Annotated in this window: 8 protein-coding genes; 4 read left to right on the forward strand and 4 right to left on the reverse strand. The window is 50.9% G+C overall.

The window, feature by feature from the left end; genetic code table 11:
- The first annotated feature begins 163 nt into the window (after positions 1-163).
- The 3 genes from K7B67_RS22025 to K7B67_RS22035 are packed head-to-tail and all read left to right on the forward strand — an operon-like array spanning position 164 to position 17,574.
- Positions 164-2,341 (forward strand): type I secretion system permease/ATPase, encoded by a 2,178-nt coding sequence (locus tag K7B67_RS22025; RefSeq protein ID WP_252177986.1) that lies wholly within the window; start codon positions 164-166, stop codon positions 2,339-2,341.
- Positions 2,342-2,398: 57 nt separating this feature from the next.
- Positions 2,399-3,928 carry an HlyD family type I secretion periplasmic adaptor subunit gene (locus K7B67_RS22030; RefSeq protein ID WP_252177987.1) on the forward strand — a complete coding sequence of 510 codons (1,530 nt, stop codon included), beginning with the start codon at positions 2,399-2,401 and terminating at the stop codon, positions 3,926-3,928.
- Between the two features lie 20 nt (positions 3,929-3,948).
- A complete protein-coding gene (locus tag K7B67_RS22035; protein ID WP_252177988.1) occupies positions 3,949-17,574 on the forward strand; it encodes a VCBS domain-containing protein in 13,626 nt (4,541 codons plus the stop codon).
- An 8-nt stretch (positions 17,575-17,582) separates the two neighbouring features.
- Here the strand turns inward: K7B67_RS22035 and K7B67_RS22040 are convergent, their stop codons facing one another.
- From K7B67_RS22040 to K7B67_RS22055, 4 genes are all read right to left on the reverse strand, one after another.
- Positions 17,583-18,716, reverse strand: coding sequence for a pentapeptide repeat-containing protein (locus K7B67_RS22040; RefSeq protein WP_252177989.1), 1,134 nt, complete (start codon positions 18,714-18,716; stop codon positions 17,583-17,585).
- A 159-nt stretch (positions 18,717-18,875) separates the two neighbouring features.
- Positions 18,876-19,211 carry a metalloregulator ArsR/SmtB family transcription factor gene (locus K7B67_RS22045; protein ID WP_252177990.1) on the reverse strand — a complete coding sequence of 112 codons (336 nt, stop codon included), beginning with the start codon at positions 19,209-19,211 and terminating at the stop codon, positions 18,876-18,878.
- Positions 19,212-19,311: 100 nt separating this feature from the next.
- On the reverse strand, positions 19,312-20,631 hold the full coding sequence (locus tag K7B67_RS22050) for a dicarboxylate/amino acid:cation symporter (RefSeq protein WP_252177991.1): 1,320 nt from the start codon (positions 20,629-20,631) through the stop codon (positions 19,312-19,314).
- A gap of 444 nt (positions 20,632-21,075) precedes the next feature.
- Entirely contained in the window at positions 21,076-22,761 is a 1,686-nt protein-coding gene (locus K7B67_RS22055; RefSeq protein ID WP_252177992.1) for an NAD-dependent malic enzyme, read from the reverse strand.
- Between the two features lie 782 nt (positions 22,762-23,543).
- Between K7B67_RS22055 and gorA the strand changes: the two genes are divergently transcribed.
- Positions 23,544-24,911 carry a glutathione-disulfide reductase gene (gorA, locus tag K7B67_RS22060; protein ID WP_252177993.1) on the forward strand — a complete coding sequence of 456 codons (1,368 nt, stop codon included), beginning with the start codon at positions 23,544-23,546 and terminating at the stop codon, positions 24,909-24,911.
- Positions 24,912-24,921 lie beyond the last annotated feature (10 nt).

The following is a 24,921-nucleotide window of genomic DNA, read 5'->3' on the forward strand; positions in this document are numbered from 1 at the left end:
AACAATCAGTCGTCAGATATAAGACAATTTTCAAATGATTTCTTATTAATTATTTAAGACCAATAAACTACGCTACTATTAATTTCAGATACGCTTTTACAGAACAAGTTACAGAACAGGCAGTACCTCTGTATTTTATTTTATTAATTCAGTGGCAGAAACTATGAATTACAGTGCAGCTGCAGAAGATGCAAACGAAGAGTGGGGTATACCAGAGAGCGACCAACTGGAGTTTGACCCTCTATTGGAATGCCTCAGTATTCTAACCAAGCATTATGGAAAGCCCTTTTCTCACGATTCCCTTCGTGCCGGGTTACCCCTTGAAAACGGCAAACTGACCGCAGAGCTATTTTCCCGGGCAGCCGAAAGAGCAGGCCTTGCGTCGAAAACCCATAAGAGAGCATTAAAAGATATCTCTCCTCTGGTCACGCCTACGGTTCTTTTTCTAAAAGAACGTAAAGCCTGCATTCTGATTGATATTGATCATGAAGAAGAAAAAGCCCGGGTGATTATTCCTGAAGCGGGAGAAGGTGTTCAAGACATCGACCTTTCGGATCTGGAAGAGCACTATACCGGCTACACCATTTATGTCCGGGAAAAACACCGGTATGACAAGCGCACCCCCACGACGCTGAATATTCGCTCCCGACATTGGTTCTGGGGCACGATTCTTGGCTCCTGGAGAATTTACCGGGATGTCTTGCTGGCTTCCTTGCTGATCAATATTTTTGTGGTGGCCAGCCCGCTGTTTGTCATGAATGTTTACGACAGAGTGGTGCCCAACCAGGCTTTTGATACCCTCTGGGTGCTAGCTGTGGGTGCCATTATTATCTTCAGCTTTGACTTCGTTCTGAAAATGATTCGAAGTTACTTTATTGACCTTGCAGGCAAAAAGTCGGACATACTGCTCTCATCCCGGGTGATGGAGCGGGTGCTGGGATTAAGCATGTCGGCCAAACCGGTTTCGGTCGGTTCCTTTGCCAAGAGCCTTCAGGAATTTGAGAGCATCCGGGAATTTATCACTTCATCAACGGTGATTGCTCTGGTGGATCTGCCTTTCACCCTGATCATATTGATGGTGATTTTCATTCTGGGTGGTCCATTAGCTTACATTCCTGTGTTCTGTATGGCTCTGATAGCCCTGTACAGTTTTGCCATTCAGGCACCTCTCAAGCGTTCTGTTGAGAAAACCCTGCGCTCCAACTCCCAGAAAAACGCCACCCTGATTGAAAGCCTTTCTGGCATGGAAGCCCTGAAGATTGCCCAGGCAGAGAGCGAAATTCAGTACAAGTGGGAAAAAGCAGTAGGCCACATAGCTACCTGGAGTATCAAAACCAAGCTATTGAGTTCTTCCGCATCAACCGTCAGTGCTTATGTTCAACAGATGTGTAACATTGCCCTGGTGTCTTACGGTGTGTTCCTGATTTCTGAGGGTGACCTCAGTATGGGTGGTCTGATTGCTACCGTTATGTTGTCAGGTCGATGCCTCGCGCCCATGGCTCAGGTAGCTGGCCTTGCCACTCGCTACAACCAGGCTAAATCGGCCCTGGATGGACTTAACGACATCATGGATATGCCGGTAGAACGTCCAGCGGACCGTGACTACGTCAATCGTCCTGAGCTGGCCGGAAGTATCGAATTTGATGGTGTCAATTTCACCTATCCGGGTCAGGAGATCCAGGCGCTCAGAAACATCAGCCTGAACATCAAGCCTGGTGAGAAAGTAGCCATTATCGGTCGTATCGGTTCTGGAAAAACGACCATAGAGAAGCTGATTCTTGGTCTTTATGAGCCTAATGAAGGTGCCATCCGAGTCGATGGTATTGACCTGAGACAGATCAATCCTTCGGACCTTCGAAGCAGCATTGGCTGTGTCTCTCAGGACATCACCCTGTTTTACGGAAGCATTAAAGAAAACATCACCCTCGGTGCCAGCTTCGTTGACGACGCCGCCTTGCTGAAAGCGGCTGAAATATCCGGTGTGACGGAATTCGCCAACAAGCACCCCAATGGCATGGACATGATCGTGGGCGAAAGGGGACAAAACCTCTCAGGTGGACAGCGACAAAGTATCGCCTTAGCCAGAGCACTCCTGATGGACCCACCGATTCTGGTTCTGGATGAACCCTCCAGCTCCATGGATAACACCACCGAGTTGCGGGTCAAAGAGCAACTGAAAAAGCAATGCAAGGATAAAACCATTGTTCTGGTCACTCATAAGGCTTCCATGCTGGAGCTGGTTGATCGCCTGATTCTGGTGGATAACGGCAAGATTGTTGCGGACGGACCCAAGGATCAGGTTCACGCCGCCCTTAAGCAGGGCAAACTCAAAATCGAATAACCCTGCAGTCAGCAATGAACTGCCAATGACCTTGAATGGATTAAACAGGATCGTGCAATGAGCGACTACAAGGACGATAAAAACGCTTCTGAATTACCAGAAGATCAACCGGCTTCAGATACTCAACCAACGACTCCGCCGGAGACAGCGTATGAATCGAGTTCTGAGGATCAGCAAGCCGTGACTGAAGAAGTCATAGTGGATGATCGTGAAGAACTGGACAGACAGGTTGAAGAAGAGGAAATCCTGGAGAATACGGCTTCATTAGAAGACAATGTCAGCCCGGAAGACCTGGAGTACATGTCTGATACCAGTGCCGCCATGCTTATGAAAGCACCAACAGGCGGCAGGTTGCTCATTTACACCATGTTGCTGGCTATTGGCTCAGCCATCACCTGGGCCAGTCTGGCACCATTGGATGAAATCACCCGGGGTATGGGTGAAGTCGTTCCCTCTTCTCATCTACAGGTCATTCAGAACTTTGAAGGCGGCATACTGGAAGAGCTTTATGTCCGTGAGGGCGAGCTGGTCAAGGAAGGGCAGCCACTGCTGCAACTGGATGATACCCGCTTCAAATCTACTTTCAGGGAAGGCGCTGTTGAGTATTACAGTGAGCTGGCCAGAGCCGCCAGACTCAGGGCTGAACTGTCTGGCAATCCACTGAAGTTTCCTCCTCAATTAAATGATTATCAGGATTATGTTGACCGGGAAATCCAGATTTACCAGAGACGCGATGCCGGGCTCAAAGCTGAGCTGGATATTGTCAACAAACAAGCATCCCAGGCCAAACATGAACTGGCCGCTTCCGAGTCACAGCTGGAGTTTTTAACCACCAGTCTGGAGCTGGGAGAAGAAGAGCTGGAGCTGACCAACCCCCTGGCTGAGCAAGGCGTGGTTTCCCATGTAGAAATGATTCAACTCAAGCAGAGAGTGAATGATCTGGCTTCCGAGAAGAATATGACAGAGCTGTCCATTCCCAAGTTGAGCGAAGCTTACCAGGAGGCTCTGGCACGTAAGCGGGAACTGACGGTCAAATTCCGGGAAGAAGTGGTGCAGGAGCTGAAGGAATCTGAAGTCAAACTGGATCAAATGTCTGAAACACAAACCAGCCTGGAAGACCAGGTGGTCAGGACACTGCTTCGCTCACCGGTTGAAGGCATTGTTAAAAAGATTAATGTCAAAACGGTAGGCGGCGTTATACAGCCTGGCATGGATGTCATGGAAATTGTTCCTGTAGAGGAATCCCTCTTGGTTGAAGCCCAGATCGCTCCTAAAGATATAGGCTTTCTCAGGGAAGGTATGAAGTCTGTGGTCAAACTGACAGCCTATGACTTTGCCGTCTATGGTGGGCTTGAGGGTGTGGTAGACCATATAAGTGCCGATACCATCAAAGATGAAAAAGGCGAAAGTTTCTACATCGTTCGCGTCAGAACCCATGAAAACCAGCTTGGCAACCCTGAAAAACCGCTGGAAATCATCCCGGGTATGAAGGCTAACATCGATATTATCACCGGAGAAAAAACCCTGATGGAATATCTGATGAAGCCAATTCTCAGGGCCAGGCAGAATGCTCTGACTGAGCGGTAGACGCTTCCCGGGAAGGGGCTATGAATTCCAATTCTGATGGTTCCAGACCTGTTATTGGTCATGTTCAGGATACCGATGGCGATGTATTCGCCATCGCTCCTGATGGCAGCAAACGCATTCTTAAGGAAGGAGATCCACTCTATCTCAATGAGAGGGTCGTCTCCGAATCCAGTGGCCCTGTCTCTATTCTTCTCGTTAATAGTGAAGTCATTCAGCTGGAGGGGCAGTCCCAGCTGGTTATGCTGGAGAATATGCTTCAAACTGCATCACCTTCTGATGCTAAGCTGTCATCAGAAATCGAAGAGATACTGGATGCTAATGCAGACAGGGCAGGTTCTGCCGAAATTCCCCCTATTAAAGTTAATCCTGTTGACGTTGCTGAGCTCTCTTCATCAGAAGAGCCCGACAGTTCCTCTCAAGATCCTGGCCCGGAAGTAAGTAATGGCTTCTCCAGTGAAGTCGTAGTGGTGGAAAGAGAGGCCACAGAATTAGAAGAGCAAAGCAAGACAAAGCCGCTATCGGAATCATCAGAAGAGATTGAACAACCGCTTAAATCCATCGAACCACTGCCGGTATCCGAACGATACCATGAAGTATTAACTGCTTCCGTTCCTGTCAATTATGCACCCACCGCTCAAAACATGGTGATGGGAAGCAGTGAAAGCGCGACAGAGCTTGAAGGCAAGCTCCAGGCTTACGACGCCAACTCCGGGGAAGCGCTAAAGTTCAGTCTGGTCACTGCTCCTGACTCAGGGCAGTTGATACTGAATGACGATGGTAGCTTTCGCTTCCTGCCCGGCAGTGACTTCGATTACCTTGCGGCAGGTGAACAATCGGTTGTCACTTTTGTTTTTCAAGCCAAAGACAGCAGGGGTGCCAGCTCAAGAGCTTCTGTTGATATCACCATTACAGGTGAGAGTGATGTCGGCGATGCCCCGGAAACTGCCGAGCCTGTATTAGCCGAGCTTGTTCAGAGTGATGGGGAAACGACCATCGATCTGCTCTCTCAGGCTTTTGACAAGGATCCTTCAGAAACCCTCTCGGTGACTCAGTTACGCCTGACTGAGGGCAATGAGGCGGGTGTCAGTATTGGTCTGGACGGCAGCAGTCTGAGTGTTGACCCTGAGGCCTATAAATATCTGGCTGCTGGAGAAACAGAAACCCTGACCTACGAATATCGGGTCACGAATTCCCGGGGAGAGTCTGTTTTAGAGTCTGTCACCATTACGCTCTCAGGCGACAATGATCAGCCTCAGGTCAGAGAAGCTGTCATCCAGACGTTCGATAAGAACAGCGATGACTTTAACGTTGACCTCTTGGCAGGTGCGTTCGACCTGGATGCATCAGACAGCCTTAAGGCCGTCTCTCTCAAGATAACCGCCGGTGATCCTTCAGGTATTACTATCGCGGACGATGACAACAGCCTTGCTGTGGATGCATCTGCTTATGAGCATCTGGCGGCAGGTGAATCTGAAGTGATCGAGTACAGCTACGAAATAGAAGACGGGCAGGGTGGTGTTGTCAGTCAGAGTGCGTCCATTACCATTGAGGGCAGCAATGATAATCCGGAAGATATTGATCTATCCGGAACCCGTATTGATGAAAATCAGGATGGTGCAGTTGTGGGTACTTTGTCTACCACAGACAAAGATCTTTCTGACACTCACACCTACACCGTCGATGACCATCGCTTTGAAGTGGTAGACGGCGATCTCAAGCTGAAAGAAGGTATAGCCCTTGACCACGAAACCGATGAATCCGTTGATGTTAAGGTGACAACGACTGATGTTGATGGTGCCGCCTATTCAGAGAGCTTTACCCTTGAAGTCAACGACATCAACGAAGCACCCGTTGTGGGGAATGTTGATCTCATCATTTCTGTCAATGATGCTCCGGTTTCGGCAGGTACGCTGGTGACATCCGACGAAGATACACCTTATATCTTCAGCACATCCGACTTCGCCTTCACTGACCCGGATGCCGGGCAGACACTGCAAAGCATCAAAATTACTCAGTTGCCTCTGGCAGGTGCGCTGCTCTTTAACGGATCAGCTGTTACTGCGGGTATGGAAGTGACAAAAAGTGAGCTGTTGGCAGGCCGGTTGAAATTTGAGCCGACTCAAAACGAACATGGCAACCTTTACGCCTCATTCGAATTTCAGGTCAGTGATGGCCAACTTTTCTCATCTTCAGCGACTTTCGACTTCAGCATTACATCGGTCAATGATGACCCAACGGTCAGCTCTGCCATTGCGAAAAATGTTGTTGAAGACTCGGCTTCAGTCAACATCGACCTGCTTGAGTCTGCTGCAGATGTTGATGTTGGTGATAATCTCTCCGTGACTCAGATCACCCTGTCATCTGGTGACGACTCTGGCATCACCATCAATGGCAACATCCTTACCATTGACCCCGGTGCCTATGACTATCTTCCCGACGGAGTGACTGAAACCATTGTCTACAGCTATGACATTGAAGACGGCAATGGTGGTTCAGTTGCCCAGACTGCCACTCTGGTCATCACTGGTACAAACGACACCGCACAGATAACAGGCCTTGATACAGTAACCGTAGCTGAAGACAGTCATGCCAGCACACTCACAACATCAGGCTCCCTGACTGTCATTGATGCTGACCAGGGAGAGGCCAGTTTCACCGCAGAGACCATCACCGGCAGTTACGGTTCACTGACCATTAATGCCAGTGGTAGTTGGAGCTATTCGGCCAGTAACAGCCAGGCCGATATTCAGGCTTTGGGCAATGGTGACAGCTTGACCGAGACCCTGACGGTTCGGTCTTTGGATGGCACTACACACAATATCGTTATTAACATCAATGGCACCAACGATGTGGCAGTTATCACTGGCGATGATACTGGCAGCGTCACTGAAGACGTCGGCAACACCTTGATGACCTCCGGCACTCTGAGTGTCACCGATGTTGATGGCGGCGAAGCCAGTTTCACAGCAGAAACCATCACTGGCAGCTACGGTTCACTGGCCATCGCCAACAACGGAAGCTGGAACTATTCGGCCAGTAACAGTCAGGCCGATATTCAGACCTTGGGCAATGGTGACAGCCTGTCCGAGACCATCACCGTGAAGTCTCTGGATGGCACCACCCACAATATCGTCATTACCATCAATGGCACCAACGATGTAGCGGTGATCACGGGCGATGACAGTGGCAGCGTCACTGAGGATGCTGGCAACACCCTGATGACCTCAGGCACCCTGAGTGTCACCGATGTTGATGGTGGCGAAGCCAGTTTTACCGCAGAGACCATCACCGGCAGCTACGGTTCACTGACCATCGCCAACAATGGAAGCTGGAACTATTCGGCCAATAACAGTCAGGCCGATATTCAGGCTCTGGGCAATGGTGACAGCCTGACGGAGACCCTGACGGTTCGGTCTCTGGATGGCACCACCCACAATATCGTCATTACCATCAACGGCACCAACGACGCGGCAGTCATCACTGGCGATGACAGTGGCAGCGTCACTGAGGATGCTGGCAACACTCTGATGACCTCCGGCACCCTGAGTGTCACCGATGTTGATGGTGGCGAAGCCAGTTTCACCGCAGAGACCATCACCGGCAGCTACGGTTCACTGTCCATTAATGCCAGTGGAAGCTGGAGCTATTCGGCCAGTAACAATCAGGCCGATATTCAGGCTCTGGGGGATGGTGACACCCTGACCGAGACCCTGACGGTGAAGTCTCTGGATGGCACCACCCACAATATCGTTATTACCATCAATGGCACCAACGATGCAGCGGTGATCACTGGGGATGACAGTGGCAGCGTCACTGAGGACGCCGGCAACATCCTGATGACCTCCGGCACCCTGAGTGTCACCGATGTTGATGGCGGCGAAGCCAGTTTCACCGCAGAGACCATCACTGGCAGCTACGGTTCACTGACTATTAATGGCAGTGGTAGCTGGAGCTATTCGGCTAATAACAACCAGGCTGATATTCAGGCTCTGGGGGATGGTGATACCCTGACCGAGACCGTCACCGTAAAGTCTCTGGATGGCACTACCCACAATATTGTCATTACCATCAACGGCACCAACGACGCGGCGGTGATCACGGGTGATGACAGTGGCAGCGTTACTGAAGACGCCAGCAACACCTTGGTGACCTCCGGCACCCTGAGTGTCACCGATGTTGATGGCGGCGAAGCCGGTTTTACCGCGGAGACCATCACCGGCAGCTATGGTTCACTGACCATCGCCAACAACGGAAGCTGGAACTATTCGGCCAATAACAGTCAGGCCGATATTCAGGCTCTGGGCAATGGTGACAGCCTGACGGAGACCCTGACGGTTCGGTCTCTGGATGGCACCACCCACAATATCGTCATTACCATCAACGGCACCAACGACGCGGCAGTCATCACTGGCGATGACAGTGGCAGCGTCACTGAGGATGCTGGCAACACTCTGATGACCTCCGGCACCCTGAGTGTCACCGATGTTGATGGTGGCGAAGCCAGTTTCACCGCAGAGACCATCACCGGCAGCTACGGTTCACTGACTATTAATGGCAGTGGTAGCTGGAGCTATTCGGCTAGTAACAACCATGCTGATATTCAGGCCTTAGGGGATGGTGACAGCTTGACCGAGACCATCACAGTAAAGTCCCTGGATGGCACCACCCACAATATCGTTATTACCATCAATGGCACCAACGATGCAGCGGTGATCACTGGCGATGACAGTGGCAGCGTCACTGAGGACGCCGGCAACACCCTGATGACCTCAGGCACCCTGAGTGTCACCGATGTTGACGGAGGCGAAGCCAGTTTCACCGCAGAGACCATCACCGGCAGCTACGGTTCATTGATCATTGATGCCAGTGGTAGCTGGAGCTATTCGGCCAGTAACAGTCAGGCCGATATTAAGGCTCTGGGCAATGGTGACAGCTTGACCGAGACCATCACCGTAAAGTCCCTGGATGGCACCACCCACAATATCGTCATTACCATCAATGGCACCAACGATGTAGCGGTGATCACGGGCGATGACAGTGGCAGCGTCACTGAGGATGCTGGCAACACCTTGATGACCTCCGGCACCCTGAGTGTCACCGATGTTGATGGTGGCGAAGCCAGTTTCACCGCAGAGACCATCACCGGCAGCTACGGTTCACTGACTATTAATGGCAGTGGTAGCTGGAGCTATTCGGCTAATAACAACCGGGCTGATATTCAGGCTCTGGGGGATGGTGATACCCTGACCGAGACCGTCACCGTAAAGTCTCTGGATGGCACTACCCACAATATTGTCATTACCATCAACGGCACCAACGACGCGGCGGTGATCACGGGTGATGACAGTGGCAGCGTTACTGAAGACGCCAGCAACACCTTGGTGACCTCCGGCACCCTGAGTGTCACCGATGCTGATGGCGGCGAAGCCAGTTTCACAGCAGAGACCATCACTGGCAGCTACGGTTCACTGACCATTAATACCAGTGGTAGCTGGAGCTATTCGGCCAGTAACAGTCAGGCCGATATTCAGGCTCTGGGCAATGGTGACAGCTTGACCGAGACCATCACCGTAAAGACTCTGGATGGCACCACCCACAATATCGTTATCACCGTTAACGGCACCAACGATGCGGCAGTAATCACTGGCGATGACAGTGGCAGCGTCACTGAGGACGCCGGCAACACCCTGATGACCTCAGGCACCCTGAGTGTCACCGATGTTGATGGCGGCGAAGCCGGTTTTACCGCGGAGACCATCACCGGCAGCTACGGTTCATTGATCATTGATGCCAGTGGTAGCTGGAGCTATTCGGCCAGTAACAACCATGCTGATATTCAGGCTCTGGGCGATGGTGACAGCCTGTCCGAGACCATCACCGTAAAATCTCTGGATGGCACCACCCACAATATCGTTATTACCATTAACGGCACCAACGACGCGGCGGTGATCACGGGTGATGACAGTGGCAGCGTCACTGAAGACGCCAGCAACACCTTGGTGACCTCAGGCACCCTGACTGTCACCGATGTTGATGGCGGCGAAGCCAGTTTCACAGCAGAAACCATCACTGGCAGCTACGGTTCACTGACTATTAATGGCAGTGGTAGCTGGAGCTATTCGGCCAGTAACAGCCAGGCCGATATTCAGACTCTGGGCGATGGTGACGCCCTGACCGAGACCATCACCGTAAAGTCTCTGGATGGCACCACCCGCGATATCGTCATTACCATCAACGGCACCAACGACGCGGCAGTCATCACTGGCGATGACAGTGGCAGCGTCACTGAGGACGCCGGCAACACCCTGACGACCTCCGGCACCCTGACTGTCACCGATGTCGATAGCGGCGAAGCCAGTTTCACCGCAGAGACCATCACCGGCACCTACGGTTCACTGACCATTAATGGCAGTGGTAGCTGGAGCTATTCGGCCAGTAACAGCCAGGCCGATATTCAAACTCTGGGCAATGGTGACAGCCTGTCCGAGACCATCACCGTAAAATCTCTGGATGGCACCACCCACAATATCGTTATCACCATTAACGGCACCAACGATGCTGCGGTCATCACTGGCGATGATACTGGTAGCGTCACTGAGGACGCCGGCAACACCCTGACGACCTCAGGCACCCTGACTGTCACCGATGTTGATGGCGGCGAAGCCAGTTTCACCGCAGAGACCATCACTGGCAGCTACGGTTCACTGGCCATCGCCAACAACGGAAGCTGGAACTATTCGGCCAGTAACAGTCAGGCCGATATTCAGACCTTGGGCAATGGTGACAGCCTGTCCGAGACCATCACCGTAAAGTCTCTGGATGGCACCACCCACAATATCGTTATTACCATCAACGGCACCAACGACGCGGCGGTGATCACGGGTGATGACAGTGGCAGCGTCACTGAGGATGCCAGCAACACCTTGGTGACCTCCGGCACCCTGACTGTCACTGATGTTGATGGCGGCGAAGCCGGTTTTACCGCGGAGACCATCACCGGCAGCTATGGTTCACTGACCATTAATGGCAGTGGTAGCTGGAGCTATTCGGCCAATAATAACCATGCTGATATTCAGGCTCTGGGCAATGGTGACAGCTTGACCGAGACCCTGACGGTTCGGTCTCTGGATGGCACTACCCACAATATCGTTATTACCATCAACGGCACTAACGACGCGGCAGTCATCACTGGCGATGACAGTGGCAGCGTCACTGAGGATGCTGGCAACACCCTGATGACCTCAGGCACCCTGATTGTCACCGATGTTGATGGCGGCGAAGCCAGTTTTACCGCAGAGACCATCACTGGCAGCTACGGTTCACTGACTATTAATGGCAGTGGTAGCTGGAGCTATTCGGCTAGTAACAACCATGCTGATATTCAGGCCTTAGGGGATGGTGACAGCTTGACCGAGACCATCACAGTAAAGTCCCTGGATGGCACCACCCACAATATCGTTATTACCATCAATGGCACCAACGATGCAGCGGTGATCACTGGCGATGACAGTGGCAGCGTCACTGAGGACGTCGGCAACACCTTGATGACCTCCGGCACTCTGAGTATCACCGATGTTGATGGCGGCGAAGCCAGTTTCACCGCAGAGACCATCACCGGCAGCTACGGTTCACTGGCCATTAATGGCAGTGGTAGCTGGAGCTATTCGGCCAGTAACAGCCAGGCCGATATTCAGACTCTGGGCGATGGTGACACCCTGACCGAGACCATCACCGTGAAGTCTCTGGATGGCACCACCCACAATATCGTTATTACTATTAATGGCACCAACGACGGTCCAGCTATTGATGCGGGTACGGCGGACCAGTCTGCAACCGAAGAACAGGCATTCAGCTACCAATTACCTGCAAACGCTTTTTCCGACATAGACGGTGACAACCTGACTTATTCTGCCACGCTGGATGATGGCAGTCCGTTACCCGCATGGCTGTCATTCGATCCATCCAATGGCACTTTTTCCGGGACACCCGATGACCCGGATCTTGGACAAATCACCATCAAAGTGACTGCCAGCGACGGCGTCCTCAGTGTTTCAGACCAATTCAAGATTAATGTTGTCGGGGTCAACGATGCTCCGGAACTGGTTGGCAGCATTAATAATCAGACTGTGGCGGAAGAATCTGCTTTCAGTTACACCATACCCGCCAATGCCTTCTCCGACGCAGAGGGCGACGCACTGACTTACAGTGCCAGCCTGGCCAATGGCAATCCCTTGCCCGCCTGGCTGACGTTCGATGCCGCAACCCGAACCTTTAGCGGAACACCTGATGATCCTGATGTTGGCAATCTGTCAGTCAGGATTTCCGTTTCGGATGGTTCAGAGACAACAGATGTTTTGTGGTCAATCGATGTCACAGCTGTCAACGATGCCCCTGAATTATCAAGCAGTCCTCTCATCGAAGGAGTTGAGGCAGCCTACAGTTTCTCAGATAACACGGATATCTCAGGTAACGGTAACAACCTGACCCTGAATGGCAATGCCACATTGGGCAGCGGACATAACGGTGGCCAAGCCTTGGAACTGGATGGTAGCTCCAGTAGTAGTGGTGAGATTTCGGGGCTTAAGATAGGTGGAGCCCTGACCATTTCTGCCTGGGTGAAATACGACAGCTTTAGTCAAGGCTGGTCCAGGGTAATAGACTTCGGTGATGGCTTTGCTGACAACAATATTCTACTTTCCCGTGTCGGCACAGGTAGTGGTCTCGCCTTTCAAATTTTCGATGGAGCAGGCTACCCCGCAGACGGAGAGCTTATTATCAGCGACTTCTTTACTGAAGGAGAGTGGGTTCATGTGACCGCCACTGTTGATGATAGCGGGGCGATGCGGGTCTATAAAGACGGAGAGCTGGCCGGAGAGAATCTCAACGGGGCTTTGATTCCTGAGATTGTCAGATCAAACAACTACGTCGGCAGGAGTCATGGGATCAATGATGCTAGTATGGACGGCTCAATAGGCGATCTTGCTATTTTCAACACTGGCCTCAGTGCTCATCAGGTCAAAGCCGCCTATCAAGCTGACTCGGTAGCAAATCTCGTCAGCGATGCCTTCCATGTCATCGAACAGAGTGCCAACGGCACTGTCCTGGGTTCAGTAACGGCAACGGATGTTGATAGTGCCAGTAACCTACTGACTTACTCATTGACGAACGATGCCGGTGGCCGCTTCGCCATTAACAGTGTAACCGGTGAAATTTCCGTGGCTGACAGCACTCTGCTGGATCATGACAGCAACGCTTCGCACACCATTACGGTGCAGGTCAGTGATGGCCAGCTCAGCAGCACCCACAATTACACGGTTTACCTGACAGAATCCACGCTATTTTCCGATGAGGACACAAGCTACACCCTGACACTGACCGACCTGAGTAGCAGCGGTCAGGAAGCGGATGCAATGACTCAAATCAAGGTATCCACTTTACCGGACGAGGGAAGCCTGAAGCTTAATGGCGTTGTTGTGACAGCAAATCAGGTCATCAGCAAAGCAGATATTGAAGCAGGCCTGCTGGTATTTGAGCCAGACAGTGACGAGAACGGTAATAACTACACATCTTTCGGCTTTCAGGTATACGACGGCAGTAGCTATTCTGGTGAGCACACCCGGACATTTGATATTGTCGCGGTTAATGATGCACCTATTGCACCCGCAGCAGTGGTTGAAAAAATAGATTTTGTCTGGGGTGGCGCGTCCATTACCAACAAGTCTGCTGATTCTTTTAATTTGCCGAATGGCTTCGAGCTTGGTGATTCTGTCTGGTTGATTAAAACAGGCGGAAGTTACAGCAAAGGGGTCAAAATCCAGATCACCGAGAACCAGAACGGCACTCTCAACTTCAAAGCAATTGAAGCCAAATACACCGATCTGGCCACCTGGAACAGCCTCAGTAGCGCACAGAAAACGACCTACTTTGAAACAGCGGGTACAGCGACATCGGTTGCGACGTCCAACAGCGATATAGGCTATGGCATCAGTGACATAGCCGTGAACGGTGGCAGTGCAGTCTCCGGATTCCTGGATACCGCTACGGGTAAAAACGTTGATCCTTTATCTGCCGTTGAAAACAGCTCAAATGGCACCGTAGTAGGCTCTGTCAAAGCCACCGACGCAGAGGGTGATAACCTGGTTTACAGCCTGACTAATGATGCAGGTGGCCGATTTGCTATCAATAGCGCTACCGGAGAAATTACTGTTGCCGACGGCAGTCTTCTGGATTATGAAGCATCCAGCACCCACGCCATTGCCGTTCAGGTCAGTGACGGTCAGCTAACGTCACAACAGAACTACACCATTCAGATCAGCGATACCAACGATGCTCCTGAACTCTTGGGCAGTCCCCTCATAAGCGGAGTTGAGGCCGCTTACAGTTTCTCAGATAACACGGACATTTCAGGCAATGGTAACAACCTGACCCTCAGTGGCAGTGCCACATTGGGCAGCGGACATAACGGTGGCCAGGCCTTTGAAATGGATGGTAGCTCCGGCAGTGGCGAAATTTCAGGGCTTAAGTTGGGTGGAGCCATGACCATTTCTGCCTGGGTGAAATACGATAGCCTGAGCCAGAACTGGTCGAGGATAGTGGACTTCGGTGATGGTTCTGCCAACAACAACATTCTCCTTGCCCATATTGGCACCGGTAATGCACTGGCGTTTGAAATCTTTGATGGAGGCTCCAAGGTCGGGCAGCTCCATATTAACAACTTCTTTACCGCGGGCGAGTGGCTTCATGTGACCGCTACTGTTGATGATAATGGGGTAATGCGGGTCTATAAAAACGGTGAGCTGGCCGGGGAGAATCTCAACGGAGCTGCACCTCCGGAGATTGTCAGATCAGGCAACTATATCGGAAAAAGTCACTGGAATGATGGTCATCTGGACGGTTCCATAGGTGAACTTGCTATTTTCAACACTGGCCTGGGTGCTCATCAGGTCAAAGCCCTCTATGAAGCTGACTCGGTAGAAAATCTCGTCAGCGATGCCTTCCATGTCGTCGAACAGACTGCCAACGGCATTGTTCTGGGTTCAGTAGCGGCAACGGATGTTGATAATGCCAGTAACCAACTCACTTACTCATTGATTAACGACGCTGGTGGCCGCTTCACCATTAACAGTGCAACCGGTGAGATTTCAGTGGCTGACAGCACACTGTTGGATCATGACAGCAACGCATCTCACACCATTAGGGTGCAGGTGAGTGATGGCCAGCTCAGCAGTACTCGCGATTATACGGTTTATGTCAACAGCAGCACGCTGTCTGCCAATGAGGATACCAGCTATGCCCTCACTCTGACCGATCTGAGTCACAGCGCTCAGGAAGCGGCTGACATGACCCAGATCAAGGTATCAACCTTACCTGATGAGGGAAGCCTGAAGCTGAATGGCGTTGCTGTGACGCAAGATCAGGTCATCAGCAAAGCGGATATTGAAGCAGGTCTTCTGGTCTTTGAACCAGACAGTAACGAAGCCGGTGATGACTACACTTCTATCGGCTTTAAAATACACGACGGTAATAGTTATTCTGGTGAGTATACCCGGACATTTGATGTGGCAGCGGTGGCGGACAGCGTCACTATGAATAATATCAGCTCTGAAGTATTGAATAGTACTTTTGATGGCAACAATGCTGACGGCTGGCAACGAAGCAACCCTTATGGCATCAATTATTCATTGGTTAAGAACAATCAGCTGCATAATTATCATTTAACTGAGAGCTATAGAAACATCGACACCAGTGACAGCTCAGTACAGACTTACGAATTAACATTTACTCTGAATCATATGAGGAATCTTCATCATACTACTAATATCTGGGTGAAATGGAATGGACAGACAGTCGCAACCTATTCAGAAGCTCCTGGTTCAGGTACCCATACATCAACCAAAACCATCCTGTTAAATGCTACCGGTAATCCCAGTACAGAGCTCCGATTCGACGAAAGCTCCAACGAATTCACTGCGGACAATATCCGAATCACCAAAGTGCGTGCTACGGATGAGGATACCGCTTTCAATCTGCCGGATCTCGGCATTACCCAGGTCGACACCGACGGTTCTGAAACGCTGACCGTTTCTGCCAATGGCGTACCTGCCGGAGCAGTCCTCACTGATGGCAGCCACTCGATAACAGCAGATGGCACCGCTGTCGATATTTCCGGCTGGGACTTCGCTAACCTGCAGATAACACCACCGGCAGACAGCACAGATACCATGAATCTGACGTTCACAGCCACCACGACAGAAAGTAACGGTGACAGTTCATCAGTCAGTGAGAGCTTGTCCATCAGGGTCAACTCGGTAGACGACAAGCCGGTATCATCAGACAACAGTCTTTTATTAAAACAGACGGACAGTTACACCTTCAGTGCAGAAGATTTCAGCTTCACCGACGTTGATGCCGGTGACAGCCTGCAATCCGTTACTATCACCACTCTGCCCGCTTCCGGATCTTTAACGTTGAATGGTGCAGCGGTGACGGCTAATCAGGTCATCACCGCAGCAGACCTTGGCAATCTGACCTATACAGCCCCAGCGACTAATCCGGATGTTGGCACCAGCTTTGGCTTTACGGTGAGCGATGGCAGTCTTTCCAGTGACCCACAGACGTTCACTCTAAATGTGAGAGGCGCCTACTCTCAAAACCTTCTGACCAATAGCAGTGGCCAGAATGGCACCTCGGACTGGAACATTATTGAAAACGGTGGTGACGGCTGGGCTTCAACACATATCAGTCATGATGGCGACGGTAAGGGATGGGTTACCTCCCACGAATGGGCTAAAAAGTCACAAACGATAGACCTTGTGGCCAAAGGCTTCACCGAACAGTATCTTGACTCCGCTCCTGACATCGGTGTCAGTGACTGGTTTAAAGATACCCACCTTGATGATGATTATTACCTGAAAGTTGAGCTGCGAGACGCCAGCAATAATGTCATTACCTCTTACAATTCCGGGACACTGACTGCAAGCGACAACTGGCAGGAAGCTGCCAGCACGTTCAGTAATTATGGTGCCGGTGTCCGTTATATTTATTTTGAACACGGTGGTAGAGACCAGGAAGGCTGGGCTGGCAACTACGGGGCTGTCATTGATGACTCGAAAGTGTTTTTAAAGGTTGGCGATGTTGATCTCGTGGGTACCCATTCCGGAGAAATTATCGATGGTACAGCCCAGTCCGACACGATCAAAGGTGAAGGCGGTGCCGACACCCTTATCGGTGATGCCGGGGACGACCTGATCTTTGGTGGTGCGGGTGAGGATATCATCACAGGCGGAGTAGGCGATGACACTCTCACCGGTGGTGATGACAGCGACACCTTTGTCTGGCTCTCGTCTGACCTGGGGTCAGTGGCGACGCCTGCCCAGGATATCATCAAGGACTTTAACACAGGCTCCGGCGGGGACATTATCGATCTGAGTGATGTTCTGGTGGATGATTCAATTTCTCTGGATCAATACCTGAACCTGAATTTCAGTAACGGCGACACCACTATCGAAGTGATGCCGGGCGCTGACGGCAGTGTGACCCAGAAGATCAAGCTGGAAGGCGTTGATCTCTCAAACTACGGGGGAGGCGGCACCGAGGCGCAAATCCTGAACAACCTGCTCAACGACGGCAACCTTCAAATCGACTGACCCGACAGTCATTCGATTAAAGTTTCCCCATCCAGATCTGTGCGGTTCAGAGTCCAGGCACCAACGTCAGAATCGCGAATCATAGCACCAATAAAAGAGCTTTGATTAAACCGGGCATGACTGAACTCGGCCTGATCAATGGTAATGTGATCCAAACGACAGTGGTTAAATGATGGGCTTTCTTCCAGGCTGTAACACTCCCTGAACTGACCCTGATCAAAAATCACCTTGTTGAACTCGGTGCCTTCCATTAAAGCTGAATCCATCTCGACCCGGGTAAAATGACTGTTCGAGATCCGGGTCCGAACCAGCTGGGGAATATTGAATTCGCAATCTGTCATAACCACCTTGTTCAGAGTGCTACCTGAAAACACCGGCCCTTCCTGAAAACTGTCGCAGCCCCTGAACTGACACTCTTCCATCAACACATTATTGAAGTGAGTGCTGGTCAGTGTGCAATCCCTGAATTCCATATTCCTGAGCTGGGAACCGGTAAAGTTGGCATCATCCAAAAAGCCCTGAACCATCTGGCTGTTATGCATTTTTAAGCCCATGCATGAACTGTTATGAAAACTTTGAGCACCCATATTGCAGCTATCAATCACCGCATTATCCAGACAACTCTGGTCAAAATTAACAGCAAACAAATTGCAATCCACCAGACGGGCGTCATCCAGCCGACAATGCCTCAGGTCCGCACCTTCCAGAGAGGAATCTTCGAAGATAGCACCCTTCAGATCAGCACCTCTGAAATCAGCCCCTGATAAATCACAGCCTTTAAATCGGGCTCCCCGCAACCGAGCCTTTCTGAAGTTGCTGCCTTTCAGGTCCGTTTGGTTAAAACAAACCCTTTCAAGATCTCTGCCTTTCAGCATTGCACCTTTCAGTACCCATCTGGAAGGCAGGTTCATTCCGGGATGTAAAAGATCAAGACGTTCGCTGGTCAAATCATCAGGTGCCGAAGTGCTGGTCACGATCCTTGATGCTCCGGCTGGCTCGATAGCAATACTGTATTCACCCAAACCTTTCAGCAGGATGGTACTTTTGCCATCAAGGCCCAAGGTTTTCATTCCCTTTGTGCCCAGAACATCAAATCTGCCCAACCCTTTATGGTTATCTTTATTTTTCCCTGATCTGGACACCTCTGCGCCTCCCTGGCTGATATTGCTGACAACCATCACCTTGAATGCAGGGATGATTGCCTTTGCTTTTGGCTGTCTATTAGAGTCGCCCGATGAACGGCAAAGTTTAGAAGGCAGAGACCCAACGATAGGAATAACCGCAGGCGGGCAGGTTAAGCGTTATGGCTCGGAGGACTCCAGGAGATGACTGGCAAGATCCAGAACCACATGCCTTATATGATGGTCATCCAGCTCGTAGATTACCTGTTTACCACGGCGGGAAGATTTGAGAATCCTGGCTTCTCTAAGCCCTCGGAGGTGATGGCTGGTCAGGGGTTGAGACATACCCGATAGTTCTGACAGGCAGCAGACTGGCTGTGGCGTATCAATACAGGCCAAAACCAGCTTGAGACGCCCCTCATCCCCCAAGAGCCTGAAAAGAGAGGCCAGACGAGCCAGCTGCTCTGAAGACATTTCTGGCAATTCTGTACAACAGGGCGGGTGGGATTCAGTCATAAAACGTCACATTTAAAAAAATCATGGAGTTAAAACTGCCATAAGCTAAAAGCGTATTCTATCACGATCCCAATAACCAGCGCCTGAAGTCAGCTATCGGTCAGGTATTGTGGGCTAACCGTTCACCAATATGATGGAAGTCGATGTTTTCATCGCTTTCACCGGCTTCAGGATCGTTATATACGTTCAGATCCATCTCGCCTTCACTCTTGGCAACGATACAGGTTACAACACTGTCGCCTGCTATATTAACGGCGGTACGTACCATATCCAGCAGACGATCGACACCGATGATCAGGGCAATACCTTCCAGGGGCAGGCCTACCTGTTGCAGAACCATTGCCAGCGTAACCAGACCAACACCAGGTACACCGGCAGTACCGACAGAAGCCAGAGTGGCTGTCACGATGACCATCAGGTAGTCACCCATGCTCAGGTCAATACCAAAGGCTTGGGCGATAAAGACTGTCGCAGCACCCTGCATGATGGCGGTACCGTCCATGTTGATGGTACTGCCCAGCGGTATGGTGAAAGAGGCCACCTTGTTGCTGACCCCCATACGACGGGTTATGGCTTCCAGAGTAACCGGGATAGTGGCGTTACTGGAGGCTGTGGTAAAGCCGAACATAAGGGCATCCTGAATTTTCTTCAGGAAGGTGCGCGGACTCAAACCGGTAGTGATTTTTAACAGACCGCAGTAAGTGATGAACAGTTGCAGAGCCAGGGCCCCCAGTACGACCAGGAAATACTGAACCAGGTTGCCGATAGCACCCAGGTCGATGGAGTAGAACAGCTTGGCCAGCAACCCCATCACACCGTAAGGCGCCAGATTCATGATCAGGGTGGTCAGCTTCATCATGACTTCATTCAGGGCCACAAAAATCTTTACGATAGGCTCAGCGGGTTTACCGGCGGCAGCAGTGGCAATACCGAACAGCAGAGCGAATACGATGATTTGCAGTGTGTTACCAGAGGCCATGGCTTCGATGGGGTTAGCCGGGAACATGCCAATGATGACTTCAGTCAGCGAAGGCGCGGTGGAAGCGGCAAAAGAAGAAGCACTTTCCAGATTGGCACCTTCACCCGGGCTGACCAGCAATGCCAGGCCCATCGCCAGACTGATGGCAAGAGACGTCGTAAGCAGATAGAAAACGAGGGTTTTTCCGCCCAGACGACCCAGTACCGTGACGTCTTTGAGGGAGCAGGTTCCGCATACGATAGAGGTGAATATCAGGGGGACTACAATCATTTTCAGGGCGGTCAAAAATATTTGACCGAAGACGTTAAATACGCCATTTACCAGGTAATGCTCAACGAAAGTATTACCTGTAAACTGACGCATTGTCAGGCCAATAGCCAGGCCTACTACCATGCCAATCAGCACCTTGGCTGTGAGAGAAAGTCGAATCCACTGCTTCATACTAATTTCCTTTGTTGCCAAACACGTCTCTCCCGCCGCTCAATTGTCTTTGTGTTGCGCGGTAGAGTTATCCGGGGAAATTGTCGTATCAGGCTTTTTAGAGGTGTTATCGCTGAGCAACCCCAGCGATTTCTTATGACGCTTGTGGGGTTAGACGGGTCTGCCGGGGTTTTATGGCAGGGTTGCACCGGTCAAAAAGTTGCACCAGTGTCCCCGATCGTCGACAGCTTAAGTTCGTTTGGCACTAAGTGAGGTTGATCTAGATCAATAAATGGATAAAGAGTGATAAGGACCTATCATTTATGACGTTATTTTTTATTTTTGATTGAATATTTAGTGGATATAACTGGTTTTTTAGCGCATTTTTGCCGGGTTATTTGTACAAGCCTCTATTTTAACGTCGCAAGACGTGCAAACAGAGACTTGTATTTACAGATCAGCCTTTCAGCAGAAAGACATGCGAATGCGCCGGTATTCAGGGCTCCAGCGTTTTGCTCTGATCTTTTGTTCCAGATCAGTCAGTTCAGTGACAGGAGCCAGGCCTTCTTTCTGAGCCTGAAGGGCGACAGCAAGAGCAATGTCGTTAGTGACCTGCTGAATGCGATCCATCAAAGGCAAAAGAGGCGCTTCCCTGTTCACCAGGGCAGGAGAAGCCAGGGCCAGTGTTTCTACTGCAACGTCAAGCATCTTGTCAGTGATACGACCGGCACCGGAAGCCAGCACCCCCAGACCCAAGCCGGGGAAAATATAGATATTGTTGCACTGAGCAATCGGGTAGCTACGGTCGTTAAACTGAACCGGCTCAAATGGGCTGCCAGTAGCCACCAACGCTTTGCCTTTGGTCCATTTGATAATGTCTTCAGGCTGAGCTTCTACCTGGCTGATCGGGTTCGACAGCGGAAAGATAATGGGCTGCTCGTGGTTGGCCGCCATGTTCTCAATAATGTCCTGAGTGAACAGGCCGGGTTGGCCGGAAACACCAATAATGGCGTCTGGCTTGAGAGTGCGAACGACCTCTGCGAAAGAAACCCCGCCCTTGGCTGAGCCGCTTTCAATATCCGCGAAACGGTAAGCCAGTTTTTGCTGGAATGGACGGAGGTCTTTCATCTGGTCGTGCACCAGACCGTCACGATCCACCATGTAAATGCGCTTGCGGGCTTCCTCTTCAGACAGTCCGCGGCCCACCATCAGGCGGATAATCTGTTCAGCAATACCACAGCCAGCAGAACCTGCACCCAGGAAAGCCACGCTCAGATCTTCAATGGATTTGCCTGCTGCCTTGGCGGCTGCCATCAAAGTGGCAGCCGTGACACCGGCAGTGCCCTGAATGTCATCGTTGAAGGTGCAGAGTTGATCACGATATTTTTCCAGCAAAGGCGTAGCGTGGTTGATCGCGAAGTCTTCAAATTGCAACAGGGCATTTGGCCAGCGACGTTTAAGTGCCTGGATGAACAGCTCGACAAATTCATAATAATCGTCGTCACCGATACGCTCATGACGCCACCCCAGGTAATTAGGATCTTCCAGCAGCTTCTTGTTGTTGGTTCCACAATCCAGGGTAATAGGCAGTGTCAGGTTGGGCGTGATACCACCTACGGCAGAGTAAAGGGACAGTTTACCGATGCAGATACCCATGCCACCAATACCCTGATCACCCAGACCCAGGACACGCTCACCGTCAGTCACTACAATCACTTCAATGTTGCGCTTGAAGTTTGCCAGCATGGCGTCAATCTGGGCGCGTTCGGGGAAAGAGATGTAGAGACCACGGGGACGACGATAAAGATCGCTGTACCTCTGACAGGCCTGACCGACCACCGGGGTGTAGATGATCGGCAGCATTTCCTGGAGATGACGCTGAACCAGGGCATAGAAAAGCGTTTCGTTGGTGTCTTGCAGAGAGCGCAGGTAAATATGCTTGAGAATCGGGGTGGGCTTGACCGCAAATGATTTGTAGGAGCGGCGACACTGCTCTTCCAGTGTTTCTACCCGGGGAGGCAGTAGGCCGTGCAGGTCCAGCTCACTGCGCTCTTCAAACGTGAAGGCAGTACCTTTGTTCAGCAAAGGGTTTTCGAGAAGAATACGACCGGAAAGGCCAGTATGAATGCTATTGGAGTCTAGATCGGTCATTATTTACCAGCTTGCAAGAGTGCATATCACTGTCATGATGTGTGAGTCTGAGAGGCCGTTCATAATCTTATCGACATGCACAGCCCTTAAATTAAATCGTGGATAGCCCTAAGGATAAGTCTTGACCTTCATCTTATACAGACAGGAAAAGCCGAAGTGGCAATGCGTGGTTTTTTGGCAGGGTGATAAAAGAGTAGGGAATGTCGTCAAAATGTTATTGAACCAAAAAGTAAGCAGATTGGTTTTCAGGCTGTGTGGATAATGGCTTTATTATCCTTCCATGTTTGCCCGGATGCTCACGTTGCTTTTGCAATTCTTCTCAGCTCCGGTTTCCCTGTTGGTTGCTACACCACAAAAAAACATCCTGTAAACCAATCTGCTTGTACGGTCATCGACTTTTATCATTGTTTTTGTCTGTCGATTCGTTTGCCTCGTTGCTGTTGTTATTTTTCGTCAGTTTTTTTTGCTTTCAACTCTACATATACAATCCACGTGCCAACTTTTTGAAAAATGGATGAACTCTTTTAAGTACGTATAAACCGATGCAGGGATTGGAAAAGATAGGTGCTTTTACTGTGCTGAAATGTGTTACTTGTGGGAGGTTATCGTGTAACAGTGAGACATTAACGTAACGTTTTCAGTTTTATATACGCAAAGTGTCGTAAATTGGAAGCGTCATAAGTGGTAAACAATGTCCGGTTTTCTGTCTCACCCCATTTAAATTTAAGAGCTTGCCCATATAGTGTCTTCTAATGACCGTTGGAATTCTTCAGGAACAATTCATGACTACAGATACTCATTTTGACTACCTCGTCATCGGTGGTGGCAGCGGTGGCATCGGTACCGCTAATCGCGCTGCCATGCATGGCGCAAAAGTGGGCCTCGTTGAAGCCAAACACCTCGGTGGCACCTGCGTCAACGTTGGCTGTGTCCCTAAGAAAGCTATGTGGTTTGCAGGCCAGATTTCCGATGCTATCCACTATGGCCCGGATTATGGCTTTGACCTGAACCGTGAGGACATTCTTAAGAACTTCAGCTGGGGCAAACTGGTTGAAAGTCGTGAGGCTTATATCAGCCGTATTCACCAGTCCTATGACCGTGTACTGGGCAACAACAAAGTGACCGTCATAAAAGGTTATGGTCGTTTTGTGGATGCCAAAACGGTTGAAGTGGATGGTGTCCAATACACAGCGGACCACATCACCATCGCCACCGGTGGTGAGCCTGCTGTGCCAGCCATTCCCGGTGCAGAATACGGTATTGACTCTGATGGCTTTTTTGAGCTGACCGAACGCCCTGAGCGTGTTGCGGTTCTGGGGGCAGGATACATCGCCGTCGAGCTGGCGGGTGTTCTTCATGCCCTGGGCAGCGAAACCCACCTGCTGGTTCGCAGGCATAAGCCACTGCGCAGTTTCGATGACATGCTGTCCGATACGCTGGTTGAGATCATGAACGCTGAAGGTCCGACCCTTCACACTCACTCTGTGCCTGAAAAAATCACCAAAGAAAGCGATGGCAGCCTGACCATCCATCTGGAAAATGGCAACAGCCTGACGGTTGATACTGTTATCTGGGCCGCAGGCCGTAAGCCACATACCCACGCCATCAACCTGGAAGCCGCAGGTGTCGAAACCGACGAGCATGGTTACATTCCTGTGGATAAGTTCCAGAACACCAACGTACCGGGTATTTATGCGGTAGGCGACAATATTGGCAAGATTGAACTGACACCCGTTGCAGTGGCTGCCGGACGTCGTTTGTCAGAAAGACTGTTCAACAATAAACCGGAAGAACACCTGAATTACGATAATGTTGCAACTGTCGTCTTTAGTCACCCCACCATTGGCACCGTGGGTTTGACTGAAAGCGAAGCCATCGAACGCCATGGCGAGGAAAACGTTAAGGTCTACACCAGCGGCTTTACCGCCATGTACAGTGCGCTGACCCGCCACCGTCAGCCAAGCCGTATGAAGCTGGTGACTGTCGGTAAAGAAGAGAAGATTGTTGGCATTCACACCATTGGTCATGGTTCCGATGAAATGCTGCAGGGCTTTGCAGTGGCTCTGAAAATGGGTGCAACCAAGGCAGACTTTGATAACACGGTGGCGATTCATCCGACCTCTGCGGAAGAGTTTGTGACCATGAGGTGAGCCCGAAAGA

Source organism: Endozoicomonas sp. 4G, from assembly GCF_023822025.1.
In the GTDB taxonomy this organism is placed as follows: domain Bacteria; phylum Pseudomonadota; class Gammaproteobacteria; order Pseudomonadales; family Endozoicomonadaceae; genus Endozoicomonas_A.